A 13134-nucleotide genomic window follows, 5' to 3' on the forward strand; every position below is an offset into this window, starting at 1 on the left:
TTTGTGATATACTACTATGGCTAAAGTTTCTATCAACCTGGCAACGGGTTCAATACAAAAAGAGGATATTATTGTAGGCATCGACCTGGGTACAACCAATTCATTGGTGGCCTTTATCGACCCCGACAAAAACCCGAAGGTGATCAATGATACCGGTAAAGGCGTTTTAGTGCCTTCTATTGTGCACTTTGGTACCGCAGGTGATATCACCGTAGGTAACGAAGCTAAAGAATATTTGATCACCGATCCGCAAAATACCGTGTTTTCGGTTAAGCGTTTGCTGGGCCGATCTTATGCTGATGTAAAAAACTACCAGGATTTTTTCTCTTACAAGATCATTGATGACGACAGCGAGAATCTGGTAAAAATTAAGGTTGGCGATAAATTTTACAACCCCATCGAACTGTCCGGACTCATCCTGAAAGAACTTAAGGAACGTGCCGAGCATGCCCTTAAAACCCCGGTAAGCCGCGCGGTAATAACCGTGCCTGCCTATTTTAACGATTCGCAGCGCCAGGCAACACGCGATGCAGGTAAACTTGCCGGGTTGGATGTTTTGCGTATTGTTAACGAGCCTACAGCCGCAAGCCTTGCTTATGGCATTGGCCTCGATCCAGAAGAAACCAAAACCATTGCGGTATATGATTTGGGTGGTGGTACGTTTGATGTATCCATCCTGCAAATTCAGAATGGCATCTTCGAAGTACTCTCTACCAATGGCGATACTTTTTTGGGAGGTGATGATTTTGACCGCGTTATTGCCGATTACTGGATAGAAAAAAACAATATAGACAAAGCCGAACTGGCCAATAACCGCGAGTTGACACAAGAGCTTCGCCTGAAAGCCGAGGAAGCTAAGAAAGCATTTGCCCACCAAAGTATTTTCAACGAAAAGATAAGTGATATTTGGTGCACTATCGACCGTAATACGTTCGAGAAACTGATACTACCCAAAGTGCAGCAAACCATAACCGCCTGCCAAAATGCTTTGAAAGACGCTAAACTAACTACCGCTGATATTGATGAAGTGGTGATGGTTGGCGGCAGTACCCGCACGGCTTTAGTTAAAAAGATGGTTGCCGAATTTTTCGGTCGCCCGGTGCATGATGGCATTAACCCCCATGAGGTGGTTGCACTTGGTGCCGCTATACAGGCCGATGTTTTGGCCGGTAACCGCAGCGATATTTTACTGCTTGATGTTACCCCGCTTTCTTTAGGTATCGAAACTATGGGTGGTTTGATGGATACCATTATTCCCCGTAACTCCAAAATCCCGACCAAGGCAGGCCGACAATACACCACTTCAAAAGATGGACAGGTGAATATGAAGATTGCCGTGTACCAGGGCGAGCGCGACCTGATCAGCGAGAACCGCAAACTGGCCGAGTTTGAGCTAAAGGGCATCCCCGCTATGCCTGCAGGTTTCCCTAAGGTAGATATCAACTTTATACTGAATGCCGATGGGATCCTAAAGATCCAGGCTATTGAATTGCGCAGCGGCGTTAAGCAGGAGGTAGAGGTGAAACCAGCCTATGGCATTACCGACGACCTGGTGGAACAAATGCTGATGGACAGCATCACCCACGCCAAAGATGATGTAAACGCCCGCATGCTGATAGAAGTCAAGACCGAGGCTGAGCAAATGGTTTACGTGGTCGAGAATTTCCTTAAAAAGAATGGTCAGCTTTTAAACGCTGATGAAGTTACTGAAACTCATATCCAGTTAGAAGCCCTTAAAGCCGCCCTAAGCACCGGCGATAAAGACCTGATCCACAACAAAATTGACATCTTAAACGACTTTACCCGCCCCTTTGCCGAACGTGTAATGGATGTAGCCATTGCTACCGCAATGAAGGGGAAGAGTATAGAGTAATGCTCTCAAAAAAAAATGTCAATTACGAGCGATAGCGTGGTAATCTCATCATATCCGCTTGTCCTTTGAGATTGCCACATCACTACGTTTCGCAATGACATAGTTTTTATTTATTCCAAACTCATAACCATAAAATGCGTTATTTATGCAATCTAACTAAATAGCACTTGAAAAACATTCTACGCATCGCGGCACTGGTCACCTTTGCCGCATCAACTTTCTCCGCATCCGCGCAAACCGTTAAACAGGACAGCACCTTAAAACCGGCTACCCTTGATAGCGCCCGCTACGATTCTTTAATGATCCGTTTAGCCAATGGCGATAAAACAGGCAAATGGCCTGTTAAAAAAGCGCCTTACCCAAAAGCCGGGGCCATACTGCCTTTCTATCGTGTGGTGGCTTATTACGGCAATATGTACTCCAAAAACATGGGCGTACTTGGCGAATATGAGCCATCGGTAATGCGTAGTAAGCTATTAGCCGAGGTGAAAAGTTGGGAAGCCGCTGATCCTACAACGCCTGTAAAACCAGCTTTACATTATATATGCGTTACTGCCCAGGCGGATGCAGGCCGAAATGGTTTACATAACCAGAGGATGCCGTTCAGCCAGATAGATAAAGCTATTGAGATGGCTAAACCTATCAATGCCCTGGTATTCTTAGACATTCAGGTGGGCTTTAGTACGGTTGAAACCGAACTGCCGTTGTTAGAGAAATACCTAAAGATGCCAAACGTACATTTTGGCATCGACCCGGAATTTTCTATGAAAGAAGGCAGCGTACCCGGCAAGCGTATCGGCACATTTGATGCTAAGGACATTAACTATGTGAGCAATTACCTCAGCAGCCTTTGTAAAAAATATAACCTGCCGCCAAAGATATTTGTGGTGCATCGTTTCACCAAACGCATGGTTACCAATTATCGGGATATTAAACTTAACAGCAACGTACAATTTGTGATGGATATGGATGGATGGGGGCCGCCCGAACTTAAGAAAGGAACCTACAAATATTACGCAGCCGGCGAACCGGTGCAGTTTACGGGTTTCAAATTATTTTATAAGAATGATATTAAGAACGCCCCTAAGCGGATGTTGACACCTAAGGAGGTTTTAAGTTTGAAGCCCGCTCCTATTTATATACAGTACCAGTAGAAATATTGTGACACAAAGAAGCCCGCATCAATACGGGCTTCTTTTATTTTAGCCAAACTAATTACAGTTTGCTTATTTCTTCCTGCTCTTTTAGTGCAGTGATATTGTTTTTGTTGCTGTACTCATCTGTCTGGCTTGCAAAATCTTCTAATATGCTGGCGATAGTGTCAAGATTATCCGCTATACGCTGGTGCATGTCTGGCAAGTCTTTTTCTATTCTTTTATTGCCAAGGTCAATGTTGTCTACTTCGATTTTCGCGATCTTTTGTATCAACGCCTGGTTACTGTTTTTTAAATCCTCTAATTCATGGACGATTTTTTCCATCAATTCAAATTTTCTGATCTTATCCATAGGTATCTTAATTTTTTATAAACTACATATAGCCATAACAGTGCCAAAGTAGATTTAATTTGGATTTACCACATATAACTAATAACTTAGTTATATGAAATCCATCTATTGCCTATTACTCCTTTCCATCTTATCTATAAGATGTTTCGCGCAGGAAACAACTAAAGTTGATGACGCTTTATTGTTGGACTATTATCAAAATCAGCGTTTTGCAGAAGCTGCCGATTACCTGAAGAAAACCTATAGCGAACCAATAAATAGTACAAAAGCGCTGGGGCAACTGGCCTATACATTAAACATGGCAGGGCGTTTGGCAGATGCAGAGGGGTACTACCAACGCATCTATAATATAGATTCTACCAATACGCCGGTATTGTATAGCCTGGGGAGTTTAAACCTGCGCCGCGGTAACAATGACAAGGCCGAAGTATATTACAAGCGCATCTTAACGCGCGATATTACAAACTTTATGGTGTATAAGCAATTGGCTACCATCAGCCACGATAAAAACGACCTTACCTCCTACATCGTTTATCTGCAAAAGGCCAATAAATTAAATCCTGCCGAACCGGATGTGGCATCTGACCTGAGCGAGGTGTACATCAGTATGAAATTTACCGCGCAGGCCGAAAAAGTACTGAACGCCGCCATAACCGCCGACCCGGAAAATATCGTCCTACTCAATAGCCTCATGAAGCTGCAATACGCCCAAATGAAATGGCCGGAAACTGTGGGCACCTGTCTTAAACTGGTAAATTATGGTAATGGGTCGGGACAGGTGCTTACCAAGCTTGGTGTAGCTTATTACAACACCCAAAATTATGATTGCAGCATTTCTACCTTTGTAAGTATGGATAAGATTGCCCGCAACGAAACCAGTTATTATTATACTGGCTTAGGCTACAAGGCCGTTAAAGATCAAAACATGGCGATATTTTACCTGCAAAAAGCCATTATTGAAGGCATCTCCCCAAACACAGGCGCGTATTACGGCGAGGTGGCAGATAGTAACGAGAAACTGCACAAGTTTAAAAAAGCCATAACAGCTTATCAAAAAAGTTTGGAATTTGATGAAACACCTATGATCTACTACTCGCTGGCAAACGTTTATGATACGAATTTAAAGGATAAAAAAAGCGCCGTTAAATACTACAAGAAATATCTTGCCAGTAAACCTCCGGTAGATAAACAAAAAGGTTTTATTGATTATTCGAAAAGCAGGGTGGCGGTTTTGAGTAAATAGGCTTGTCATGGTGAGCCTGTCGAACCATTCGTCGCTTATATAAGTCTTCGACAAGCTCAGACTGACATTTCGCTTTACCTATTCATCAACCTTGCCACGTATTTTCCAATAATATCAAACTCCAGATTTACAACCGAGCCTTCGCTTACGTTGTGCAGGTTGGTATGCTCGTAAGTGTATGGTATAATGGCTACCGAAAAGTAGTTAGGGCCCGAATTTACAACGGTTAGGCTAATGCCGTTTACGCAGATAGAGCCTTTCTCTACCGTTACATTACCTACCGATGAATCATACTCAAAAGTGTATTCCCAACTGCCGTCGAGCTCGGTAAATTTGGTACAGGTGGCGGTTTGGTCTACATGGCCCTGTACAATATGCCCATCCAAACGGGCATTCATTTGCATACAGCGCTCCAGGTTTACAGGTTCGCCAACTTTTAGGTAGCCTATGCTGGTTTTGTTCAGGGTCTCTTCAATAGCGGTAACGGTGTGAGTATCATCAGTCAATCCTACCACAGTTAAACAAACGCCGTTATGTGCAACCGATTGATCGATCTTTAACTCATTAACAATACCCGATTGTACGGTGATATGCAGGTTGCCATGGTCGTGGCGCAGATCGGTTACCTTACCTAAAGTTTCTATAATTCCTGTAAACATAGTGCTGTAAAAATACAGAATTTTAGGTGTGCAGTATGTTATCCCAACATCATAAAAAAAGCGGATAACCTTTTGGGTTAGCCGCTATTAAATGCTTATGGTTTATACTATTGTATAGTTATATCAAATACTTGCCCGTTGAAAGATAGTTTTGCTTTGTGGCTATCAAAAAACTCGATATTACCTGTAAAGCTAAAATCTTTGCCTGCATGAGTACCCTTTGAGGTGGTCATAATACGTTGTGATAATGGGTACTTAGTTATAACTAAAGCAATTCAATAGTAAATATTTATGCAACTTTATTTTCACTTTCGCTTGTAAGGCGATTTAAAAATCAGCGTACCCGTTTTAGGTTAAAAATATTTCTAAAATTAAAAAAGTTTCTCATTACTTAAAACAACTATACAAATCTACCCGTTTGTTGCGCAAATCCTTTCCATTCTCCATAACCGATTTTAGATTGGCGAGGTAAAAAGTCCACCCTACCTGGCATTGTATCATCAGGTTTTTTTCGGGGTCGCTTTCCTGCGGGATGTTGGTTTGTTCCAGTTCGATAATTGTCAGGCCATTCCGCGTGCTAAAGTTTACGGTAACTATACTGTCACCGGCAAAACTAAATTTGATCTGATCTTGCCCGTTGGCTTCCAGCACACTACCCTGTTGCATTACATCGTTATGGTAGCCATGCCAGTACCAGGTATAGGTATCCTCCTTTAAAATTTGCTCATTATTACCACGCAGTCTCTGCGGAACCGTAAAAAAATCCGCTTTGCGCAAAAACCATTTTTCCAGCCCTGCGGGCGTGCTCCAGGCCAGGTAAAGGCTGCGCAGATCCATATTATAGTCTCCACAAAGCTTAAATTTCGTCCAGCGGGTATCTTCCATATCAAAAAAAGTTTACTTATAAGGAATGTATTAGCATAAAACAAACCATAATACTTTGTGTTTTGATAATTTGCCATTAAAACTATTATATGCCAAAGCAAAGCGCGGGGATCTTATTATATAAGTTAGCAAACGGATTATTACAGATTTTTCTGGCGCATCCCGGTGGGCCATACTTTCGCAAAAAAGATGATGGCGCCTGGTCTATCCCCAAAGGCGAATTTCTTGATGACGAAGATCCGCTTGCCGCCGCTCAACGCGAATTTAAGGAAGAAGTTGGCAAACCGATCGCCGGTAATTTTATAAAGCTACAACCCGCTAAACAAAAAAGCGGTAAAGTAGTACATGCCTGGGCCGTAGAAGGCGACATCGACCATGCCAATATTGCCAGTAATACCTTCGAAATAGAATGGCCGCCAAAATCCGGCAAACACGCCAGCTTCCCAGAAATTGACAGGGCAAGTTGGTTTACTATTGATGAAGCGAAAGTAAAGATCATCCCCGGGCAAGTGGGGTTGATTGAGGAGTTGGAAGGAATTACCGGGATTTAGCAGATTAACAAAAAAGTCTTCCCTACCGGGGGAGATTTAGAGGGGGCTTCTATTCCTAACCCAATTACTCTCTTCAGCACCAACGGTTTCTGCAACCACCAATTTCTTTACGGCCAGTAACTTCTCCATTACCAAGGTAGCGATAAGCGCTTCCTTTTCGTTGCCTGTTTCCAGCGACTCGGCGGTGAAATATTTTTTGACGAAGTGGGTATCAAAGTTGCCCGAGGTGAAAGCATCATGCTGCATTACAAACTTGCCAAACGGTAAGGTTGTGGTGATGCCGGTAATAATATACTCGTCAATAGCCCTTATCATACGTTCTATAGCCTCTGTACGGTCCTTACCGTAGGTGATCAGCTTGGCAATCATCGGGTCGTAATAAATCGGGATCTCCATGCCTTGTTCAAAGCCGTCATCCACCCTTACGCCCGGGCCTTTTGGGGTAACGTAAGTTTGCAGCGTACCAATATCCGGCAGGAAATTATTAGCAGGGTCTTCGGCATACACGCGCAGTTCTATGGCGTGACCCTGGATCTTCAGGTCGTCTTGCTTAAAGCTGATGGCTTCGCCGCGGGCAATACGGATCTGTTCTTTCACCAGGTCGATGCCGGTGATCAGTTCGGTAACGGGGTGCTCCACCTGCAGGCGGGTGTTCATCTCCAGAAAAAAGAAGTCCAGTTTCTCGTCCATAATAAACTCAACTGTGCCCGCGCCGGTGTAATTAACCGAGCGTGCAACATCAACCGCGCATTTACCCATCGCTGCTCGAATCTCGGGCGTCAATATATACGATGGCGCTTCTTCTACCACCTTTTGATGGCGGCGCTGTACCGAGCAATCCCGCTCGAAAAGGTGCACAATATTGCCATGCGTATCGCCCAAAACCTGGATCTCGATGTGCCTTGGCGATGAAACATAACGTTCTATAAATACAGCGCCATCGCCAAAGGCCGAAATAGCTTCGGAAACGGCAAGGCCCATTTGTTCTTCAAAATCTTCAGGGGTGTCTACTATGCGCATGCCTTTGCCACCACCACCGGCAGCAGCTTTGATCAGGATGGGGAAACCAACCTCAACTGCGCGGAGCTTGGCCTCGGGCACATCGGTTATGGCTTCCTCAGTGCCGGGTACCATGGGGATGTTATATTTTGAGGCTGCGGCTTTGGCAGATAGCTTGTTACCCATCACTTCCATGGCTTCAGGCGATGGGCCTATTAGTATAAGCCCAGCCTCGCGTACTTGCCTTGCAAAATTGGCGTTTTCACTTAAGAACCCATAACCGGGATGGATGCCTTGGGCACCTGTTTGTTTACAGGCGGCAATTATTTTATCGCCAACAAGATATGATTGATTAGATGGTGCTGCACCGATAAAAACGGCTTCGTCGGCGTAACGCACGTGCAGGGCGTTACGGTCGGCTTCAGAATAAACGGCTACTGTTTTAATCCCCATTTCGCGGGCCGAACGCATTACACGTAAAGCGATCTCGCCCCGGTTAGCTACCAATATTTTTTGCATAGGAAACAAATGTAACGGATTAACTGTAAAAAAGAAATGCCATTTCGAAGAGCTCAAAACAGCCCAAATGTTCACGTTCACGTTTGTGAACACACGCAACTAATTGCAATTAACTAATAATCAGATTTTTATAAATTAGATTACTGACAATGTAGTGCCACCATATGATTCATTTAAAAATTTAAAGCAGTTGTTACAAGCATGGCGGCTTGTTGGTAACAATACCAACAAGGGCAGAAAAACTAGAAACGAGTAATAAAAGAAAATTGCTATTTCGAACGAGGTACGAGGAGAACCGACCTTAGGGAGCCCATCGTAGATAAATCTTGTTAGATAAGAAATCGACTACTTGTTATAAAGAACAAGATTTCTCATCGCTGCGCTTCCCTCGAAATGACAAAGGTGGTTTAAGCCGGTTGCTCCCCCGCTACAATATGTTCTTTCTCTATCTTCTTCTGCAACTCCAATATAGCGCCTATCAACGCTTCCGGCCTTGGCGGGCAGCCTTGTACGTAAACATCAACCGGGATTACCCTGTCAACGCCTTTTACTACGTGGTAGCCATGCTGCCAGTATGGGCCGCCGCAGTTAGAGCATGAGCCCATAGAGATCACATATTTAGGATCGGGCATTTGTTCGTAAAGGCGTTTGATACGCTCGGCCATTTTAAAGGTAACCGTACCGGCTATGATGATTACATCTGATTGCCGTGCAGACGGCCTTGGGAACACCCCAAAACGGTCCAGATCGTACGTAGAAGCCAACGCTCCCATCATTTCTATCGCGCAGCAGGCAATTCCAAAACTTAGCGGCCATAATGATGACAGCCTCGCCCAGTTGAGCAGATCATCCATTTTAGTGATCACAATGCCACCGGCTTCGTTGGTCAAATCAGGCGTCATTAGCTGGTTTTTTAAATGATGGTTTAAACATTGGCTTCCTTGGTTCAGCGGCAGGAGTTGCAGTGGCTGTAGCAGTAGCCGGTTGCGCTAGCTCCAGGCTAAACTCTTTTACTTTAAAATTGCCTTGCCGGGCGTTCAGGTCATCGTATAAGTTTTGCGGGATGCGGGCATCTGTTTGCGGCAGGGCTACTTTGGGTTTTATCCAGTCGAGGTCGCCTTTTACCCAAACGTAGGCCAGGCCCAAGATCAGTATCCCTAAAAAGATGAACATTTCTATCAGTGAGAACCATCCCCAGCGGGAATCAGTTGCTATAATTTCGCGGTTGCCAAATACCGTAGCCCAGGGGAAAACGAACACCATCTCTACATCAAATAGCAAGAAAACCAATGCGATAACATAAAAGCGCGAGTTGAAAGGCAACCAGGCATTACCGGTTGGTTCTTCGCCACATTCGTACGTGGTTAGCTTTTCATAATTAGGGTTACGGGGTGCTAAAAGGCGGTTCAAAAAAAACAATCCTCCAATAAACACGATACCCGTAATTAAAAAGATAAGTATCTTTCCAAATTCTGATATTTGCGCAACATCATCCATGACAGCAAATTTAACAAAACAATCAACTTTTGACGCTATAATTATTGGCGGCGGCGCCTGCGGACTTATGTGCGCGGTACAGGCCGGCTTTTTAGGCAAGCAAACTTTGGTATTAGAAAAGAACGATAAAGTAGGCGCCAAGATCCTGATCAGCGGCGGCGGAAGGTGTAATTACACTAACCTTTACGCCACACATAAACAATTCATCTCTAACAACGAGCATTTTAGCCGGTCGGCCCTGGCGCAATGGAGGGTTGATGATACAGTAACCTTTTTTGAAACCTACGGCATTGAAGGCAAAGAAAAAACACTTGGGCAGCTTTTCCCGGTGAGCGACAAGGCAAAAGATGTAGTGAATGTTTTTACAAACCTGTGTAACGACCTTGGCCAGGAGATTTGGTGCGATACCGAGGTTACAGCTGTTGAACAAACCGAAGATGGATTTAATGTTACCATCATGCGGAACGATAAACAGCAGATTCTGTTTGCCCCGAAAGTGGTTATCGCCAGTGGCGGCCTGCCTATCCAAAAAATGGGAGCTACTGATTTTGGCCTGCGTGTGGCCCGCAAATTTGAGATGGCCATTACCGAAACCTCCCCTGCCCTGGTGCCGCTTACCATTACCGGTAAAGATCAACCATGGTACGAGCAGCTATCGGGCAACAGTATATTTTGCCGTGTGTGGAATGACAGAGCAAGTTTTGAAGAAAACATCCTGTTTACGCATTGGGGCTTAAGTGGCCCTGCAATTTTGCAGATCTCTTCCTACTGGAAACCCGGAGAGCATATTTACATCGACCTGCTGCCCGGCAAAGATATTATCGAGCTGATACTACAGGAACGCGAGCAAAACGGCAAAAAAATGCTGCTGGCCTACCTATCCAACCTGTTCACCCGCAAATTTACCGAGGCATTGGTAAATTATATACCCGCGGATAAAAACCTGGCATCCCTCACCAAAACTGAGCTTGAAGACATCAGCATACTGCTGCACGAGTTTAAAGTAAAACCCGCCGGCACCAAAGGCTACGACAAAGCCGAGGTAATGACCGGCGGCGTAGATACGAACGAACTATCATCCAAAACCCTCGAAAGCAAAAAAGTACCGGGCCTTTTCTTCGGCGGCGAATGTGTGGATGTTACCGGCTGGCTGGGTGGTTATAACTTTCAATGGGCATGGGCAAGCGGGTTTGTGATAGCGCAGAATTTGTAGGTGTAGATTTAATCACAGCGGGCACGGAGAGAAATCACAGCGACATAAAGAACTGTAAAGTGCATTCTTTCCCTCTTGAATTGGGTATGGGGTAGGTAGTGCGAAAGGCGTTTTGGGCGTTCCCTACGGGCAGGCTATACGCTCATACTGCACGGGCCTTAGCCGCAAGGCTGGTATCCGCTTCTATCCTTAACGCAATTTTCCGAACCGGAATTGACAGAATTTTAGAATTAAAATGAATTTCTTTTCCCTTGTTATGCTGAACGTTTGAAGCTTCTAATAGGTACCATGCATCTGCAGTTTTTCTAAACCCGAATTTATAGAATTTTTAGAATTGGTTAAGATTAGGTGTAGAAGAGCGGTGGGCCGACAAAAAACCGCGGCCGATGGGTAAAGGCTCGTGCGGAGAATAATTTTTTTGTCTTGATTTTTTGCTTCCTATTGTATCAAAAGGAGTAGCCTCCGCGGCAATGAGCGGGCTGACGTTAATGAAAGCAAAGCAAAAACGTAAAACTACAGCCCCTGCTTAACACCCCCTAACCCTCTCTTAAGAAAAACTGCTAATCTATCGAAGGTTGCTACACTATCGCAATGACGTGTTAAAGAGTTTAAAAGCACAAAGGCCACAAAGAATAATCTCTGTGGCCTTTATGAAAAACTTTGTATTCTCTGTGTTGAAAAAAAACTATTGTTTTTTTTCAACAGGTGGTGGTGGCGGTGTGCCAGGAGCTGGCGATGCGCCTGGCGCCCATCCCGGTTGGCCAGGTGCCGGTGCTGGGCTTGGCTGTTGTGGTAAGTCTGATGCCCTAACAACTTCGGGGTGCGATACACCACGGTGGCAGCTATAGCAGTTAACGCTACTTTCCATAATTACACCTGTGCTGTCTTTCTCCGCTTGGAAATATTTTTTGTTGATGTCCTGCGTCATTTTATACATTTCGCGGGCCATATCTTTCTCCGGTTTGCCATCAGCGGCAAAGTCCATTTTTTGGGTATCCTCGTTACGTACGTGGCAAAAGCTACAGCGTGCACCCAGGGCATGCTCCCACTCATCCATCACTTTGTGCATTTCCTCGCCCGTGATGTCTTTGGGTAAAACCTTTAAGTTTTTAAATTTTTCTTCGGCAGGTTTTTTAACCGCGGGTACCATTGCCATAAATACAACGGCACCTAAAAGACCTATAGTCGCAAGTAATTTTTTGTTGATTGTCATAATTGTGTAAGCGTATATTTCAATTTCTAATTTAAAGCAATTAATCCACCCCTACAATATGCCACAAAAATATTACCCAATTAATTTAAGAAGGGTTCAATCAGTTCCATACTCAAGTCCCAAAGTCTGTCGCGCCCTAACTCATTGGTTGCCGCGACTGATGAATCTGCAGGTTGGCGGCTCTTAAAATACTTGCCACTTTTAGCATCTATACGGGTTGCTAATGCTAAATAAATGGTGGTCTGCGCGCCATTCTCGGCCGATATCATGAACGGCCTCGCCAGCGCCATAAGCAATTTACTAAAACCGCTAAGTTTGGTGCCAAAGCCGGTGTTAACCAAACCCGGGTGCAATGCAAAAGCGTTAATACCTTTTTTACCATATTTTATAGCCAGCGACCGTGTAAAGTATATATTAAAAAGCTTGGCTGTACCGTAAGCCTTCCAGGCGGAGTATGGGCGCTTTATCCATTGCAGATCGTTAAAGTTTGGTTTGGCCATACGGTGCGCTTCGGAACTTACGTTGATGATGCGCGCCTGCCCTTTTTCCAACAAAGGCAAAAGGCATTGCACTAATAAAAAATGGCCAAGGTGGTTTACCGCGAAGGTCATTTCAAAACCGTCTTTACTTTCCTCGCGCCCGGCAAATATCCCGCCTGCGTTATTTATTAATATATTGATAGATAGCAGGCTTCTTTTTAAAATACCGGCGGCGTTGCGCACGCTCTCCAGATCGGCAAGGTCGCATTGCACGACATAAATATTTTTATTTTTTGTGCCCGATGTAATGTCACGCTTCAAAGCTTCGCCCCGTTCGGTATCACGCACCAAAAGGTACAGCGCATGGTCTTTACGGGCCAGCGCCATGGCTGTTTCTCTACCGATGCCGGATGTAGCCCCGGTTATTACAGTGGTGGTAATGGGCATATTAATAATTTAAACGCGTTTAATTAGTAACCAAATTTAGCACATTTTAT

At 44.6% G+C, this 13134-nt stretch carries 14 protein-coding genes; 5 read left to right on the forward strand and 9 right to left on the reverse strand.

The genetic code is table 11. The annotated features are described in order from the left end of the window. The first annotated feature begins 16 nt into the window (after positions 1-16). Positions 17-1873: a Fe-S protein assembly chaperone HscA gene (hscA, locus tag NAF17_RS07355; protein WP_252757335.1), complete on the forward strand. Its 1857-nt coding sequence runs from the start codon at positions 17-19 to the stop codon at positions 1871-1873. Positions 1874-2040: 167 nt separating this feature from the next. After that, positions 2041-3027 (forward strand): hypothetical protein, encoded by a 987-nt coding sequence (locus NAF17_RS07360; RefSeq protein ID WP_252757336.1) that lies wholly within the window; start codon positions 2041-2043, stop codon positions 3025-3027. Positions 3028-3088: 61 nt separating this feature from the next. Here the strand turns inward: NAF17_RS07360 and NAF17_RS07365 are convergent, their stop codons facing one another. Next, positions 3089-3379 carry a hypothetical protein gene (locus tag NAF17_RS07365; RefSeq protein ID WP_252757337.1) on the reverse strand — a complete coding sequence of 97 codons (291 nt, stop codon included), beginning with the start codon at positions 3377-3379 and terminating at the stop codon, positions 3089-3091. Between the two features lie 94 nt (positions 3380-3473). On the opposite strand from NAF17_RS07365, the gene NAF17_RS07370 reads away from it, so the two are divergent. Then, positions 3474-4622 carry a tetratricopeptide repeat protein gene (locus NAF17_RS07370; RefSeq protein ID WP_252757338.1) on the forward strand — a complete coding sequence of 383 codons (1149 nt, stop codon included), beginning with the start codon at positions 3474-3476 and terminating at the stop codon, positions 4620-4622. Between the two features lie 74 nt (positions 4623-4696). Here the strand turns inward: NAF17_RS07370 and NAF17_RS07375 are convergent, their stop codons facing one another. From NAF17_RS07375 to NAF17_RS07380, 3 genes are all read right to left on the reverse strand, one after another. Next, complete coding sequence (locus tag NAF17_RS07375; RefSeq protein ID WP_252757339.1) at positions 4697-5281, reverse strand: riboflavin synthase; 585 nt, start codon at positions 5279-5281, stop codon at positions 4697-4699. Positions 5282-5388: 107 nt separating this feature from the next. After that, positions 5389-5514, reverse strand: coding sequence for a hypothetical protein (locus tag NAF17_RS18085; protein WP_256474438.1), 126 nt, complete (start codon positions 5512-5514; stop codon positions 5389-5391). Between the two features lie 154 nt (positions 5515-5668). Then, positions 5669-6166: an SRPBCC family protein gene (locus NAF17_RS07380; RefSeq protein ID WP_252757340.1), complete on the reverse strand. Its 498-nt coding sequence runs from the start codon at positions 6164-6166 to the stop codon at positions 5669-5671. A gap of 89 nt (positions 6167-6255) precedes the next feature. Between NAF17_RS07380 and NAF17_RS07385 the strand changes: the two genes are divergently transcribed. Further along, positions 6256-6717, forward strand: a complete 462-nt coding sequence (locus NAF17_RS07385) for an NUDIX hydrolase (RefSeq protein WP_252757341.1) — start codon at positions 6256-6258, stop codon at positions 6715-6717. A gap of 36 nt (positions 6718-6753) precedes the next feature. Here the strand turns inward: NAF17_RS07385 and accC are convergent, their stop codons facing one another. The 3 genes from accC to NAF17_RS07400 all read right to left on the reverse strand — a co-directional run bounded on the left by accC (position 6754) and on the right by NAF17_RS07400 (position 9732). Beyond that, complete coding sequence (accC, locus tag NAF17_RS07390) at positions 6754-8235, reverse strand: acetyl-CoA carboxylase biotin carboxylase subunit (RefSeq protein WP_252757342.1); 1482 nt, start codon at positions 8233-8235, stop codon at positions 6754-6756. A gap of 407 nt (positions 8236-8642) precedes the next feature. Next, positions 8643-9137 carry an NADH-quinone oxidoreductase subunit B gene (locus tag NAF17_RS07395; RefSeq protein WP_252757343.1) on the reverse strand — a complete coding sequence of 165 codons (495 nt, stop codon included), beginning with the start codon at positions 9135-9137 and terminating at the stop codon, positions 8643-8645. After that, complete coding sequence (locus tag NAF17_RS07400) at positions 9127-9732, reverse strand: NADH-quinone oxidoreductase subunit A (RefSeq protein ID WP_252757344.1); 606 nt, start codon at positions 9730-9732, stop codon at positions 9127-9129. The genes NAF17_RS07395 and NAF17_RS07400 overlap by 11 nt, the downstream gene beginning before the upstream one ends. On the opposite strand from NAF17_RS07400, the gene NAF17_RS07405 reads away from it, so the two are divergent. Next, positions 9731-10945, forward strand: a complete 1215-nt coding sequence (locus tag NAF17_RS07405; RefSeq protein WP_252757345.1) for a BaiN/RdsA family NAD(P)/FAD-dependent oxidoreductase — start codon at positions 9731-9733, stop codon at positions 10943-10945. The two genes, NAF17_RS07400 and NAF17_RS07405, sit on opposite strands and share 2 nt — an antisense overlap. A gap of 685 nt (positions 10946-11630) precedes the next feature. Here NAF17_RS07405 and NAF17_RS07410 read toward each other — a convergent pair. Together NAF17_RS07410 and NAF17_RS07415 are read right to left on the reverse strand one after the other, a co-directional pair. Further along, positions 11631-12158 (reverse strand): c-type cytochrome, encoded by a 528-nt coding sequence (locus NAF17_RS07410; RefSeq protein ID WP_252757346.1) that lies wholly within the window; start codon positions 12156-12158, stop codon positions 11631-11633. A gap of 80 nt (positions 12159-12238) precedes the next feature. Beyond that, positions 12239-13084, reverse strand: a complete 846-nt coding sequence (locus tag NAF17_RS07415; protein ID WP_252757347.1) for an SDR family oxidoreductase — start codon at positions 13082-13084, stop codon at positions 12239-12241. Positions 13085-13134: the final 50 nt, after the last annotated feature.

Origin of the sequence: Mucilaginibacter aurantiaciroseus, from assembly GCF_024055595.1 — a bacterium.
In the GTDB taxonomy this organism is placed as follows: Bacteria; Bacteroidota; Bacteroidia; order Sphingobacteriales; family Sphingobacteriaceae; genus Mucilaginibacter; species Mucilaginibacter aurantiaciroseus.